The organism is Rhodococcus sp. (in: high G+C Gram-positive bacteria) (genome assembly GCF_049591685.1).
Classification (GTDB): domain Bacteria; phylum Actinomycetota; class Actinomycetes; order Mycobacteriales; family Mycobacteriaceae; genus Rhodococcoides.
In genome coordinates this window covers 1-1962 of sequence record NZ_JBAWFH010000244.1, presented here as the reverse complement: position 1 = coordinate 1962, position 1962 = coordinate 1, and the positions used below count along the sequence as shown (strand labels likewise).

At 61.1% G+C, this 1962-nt stretch carries 3 protein-coding genes; 1 reads left to right on the top strand and 2 read right to left on the bottom strand.

Annotated features, from left to right (window positions below; all coding sequences use genetic code 11):
• A partial coding sequence (locus WBQ44_RS10235; protein WP_495566578.1) for a P-loop NTPase occupies positions 1-748 on the bottom strand: 748 nt, incomplete at its 3' end.
• Between the two features lie 275 nt (positions 749-1023).
• Positions 1024-1443 carry a DUF7144 family membrane protein gene (locus WBQ44_RS10230; protein WP_495566577.1) on the bottom strand — a complete coding sequence of 140 codons (420 nt, stop codon included), beginning with the start codon at positions 1441-1443 and terminating at the stop codon, positions 1024-1026.
• A 171-nt stretch (positions 1444-1614) separates the two neighbouring features.
• Here WBQ44_RS10230 and WBQ44_RS10225 point away from each other — a divergent pair.
• A partial coding sequence (locus WBQ44_RS10225) for an AI-2E family transporter (RefSeq protein ID WP_495566576.1) occupies positions 1615-1962 on the top strand: 348 nt, incomplete at its 3' end.

Sequence of the window (1962 nt, the reverse complement as noted above, 5' to 3'; positions counted from 1 at the left end):
GTGCGGTGAGAGCTGCGAGTTGGAGGCCCGCAGCCCACCCCTCGGTCTTGATCATCAACGCAGTCAGGACGTTGTCGTCCACCTCGAAACTACGGCGCGACAGCAGCTCTCGCGCCTCCGTCGTAGTCATGTTCATCTGTCTCGGCACTATCTCGGTGACACTTCCCTCGACCCGGCATCGCGTGAGAAGCAGTGGCGGCTCGAACCGGCCCGCGAGAATGAGACGGCACGACATGGGCGCCCAGCGGAACAGTCTCGCGAGTTGCTCGATGGCCCTGGCGTCGTGGAGTAGGTGCGCATCGTCCATAACCAGACACACGCGGGACGAATGGTCCAGGAGATCGCTGATGAGCGCACTCGTATCCGTGCTGGACCGGCAGAAGCCAGGAGATGCAAGGAGTGCCTCCGCCCCCGAGGCCAGGACGGGGTCGCCGGTGGCAGCAGCAAGCGCCGCGACGACCGCCGTGAACAGTACCTCCACGTCGTTGTCGGAGTCGTCCACGGTGATCCAGGCCACCGACCAACCGCCCGCCGCGTGCAGGCGTTGACACCAGCGGGAGAGTAGAACAGTTTTGCCCGAACCCGCGGGCGCAGCTATCGAGACTATCCGGGTGGGGCCGGGGTCTGGGAGGAGCGCATCGATCTTGTCGTACAGGCACTCTCGTTCGACGGTGTACCGAGAGGTCACCGTTGGGGAAACATGCCGACCGCGATGAATGGCAACGCGAACGTCTTCGTGAGCAACCATCGATATGTATCCACCCTCCGACCGGATCGACATTCGACGCTTGGTAAACCGTCTGTCACCATAGACCACTTGGGCGGAAATTAGACGTGTCTTGCAATCTTCGATACGAAATAAGCGGCGGTGGATGGAATTGACTGGAAATAAGGGACTCGTTGCAGCTTTCAGTAGTTCAGAGAAGAAGCAATGCGACGAACAGTGCGAGAAGTAGCGCACCGGAAATCATCGCTACCGCGAATATAGTGGAATTCGAAACTAATGGCTCGTTCTCGCCACTTTCAGTAGGCACGTGATTCCCATGTCACCACGGCCCAGATGACGACGATATCGAGCGCGATGATGAGGATGGACCACAGGGGGTAGTAGGGAAGCCACAGGAAGTTCGCGACGATGGACACGGCTGCGATTGTGACCGCGCCTGCTCGTGCCCACGTCGCGCCGCTGAACAGCCCGATGGCGATCGCGGCGAGCAGGATTCCCACAACGATGTGGATCCAGCCCCAGGTGGTCAGGTCGAACTCGTAGGTATAGGCGTAGCCGACGACGAGGAGGTCATCGCCGGCAACCGCGGCGATGCCTTGCAACAGCGTCACGATCGCGGCGGTGAGCAGCAACAGAGCGGCAGCAAACGTAGTGCCGCCGGCGAAACCCTGACGAACTGGATGGCGATCGACGCTTCCTTCGGTTTGTGAGGTCATGACGGTCCCTTCTCGGATGGAGTGCGTGTCGTCGTCGAGACTCGACCGGGCCGGGGTCGGCGCTTTCATCCAGCCGGGGTGAATCTCACCCAGGCCGGATGAAATACCCGTGTCGCACCGGGCGCATGGTTCGACACGGCAAACACGGTGTTCGACGAGATAGGTGGGATCGTGACGAAAAGGCAACTCCCGCGGGTGCAATCCGTGGCGCCGATATGGGCGCTGCCGAGGGGCGTTATCGTGCTACTCGGCGCTGCTGCATTGGTTGTCGCCGTCGCCGGGATGAAAGCGTTCGCCGAAGTCCTCGGACCGGTTCTGCTGGCCCTCATGTTGACTGTGGTGGTAAGACCGTTTCCAAAATGGTTGCAGCGCAAAGGTGTTCCGGGTCCGGTCGCACTCGTAGTGGCGGTGCTGACGGTGTGGTCGGTGCTCGGAACTCTTGTGGTCGCGTTGGTGATCTCGGTTGCCCAATTGTCGACCCTTCTGCCCACCTACGCAGCCGAGTTCGACGAGATGGTC

Excerpts from the sequence above, each read along its gene's own strand:
- WBQ44_RS10230 (WP_495566577.1), bottom strand. The coding sequence starts at position 1,443 with ATGACCTCACAAACCGAAGGAAGCGTCGATCGCCATCCAGTTCGTCAG.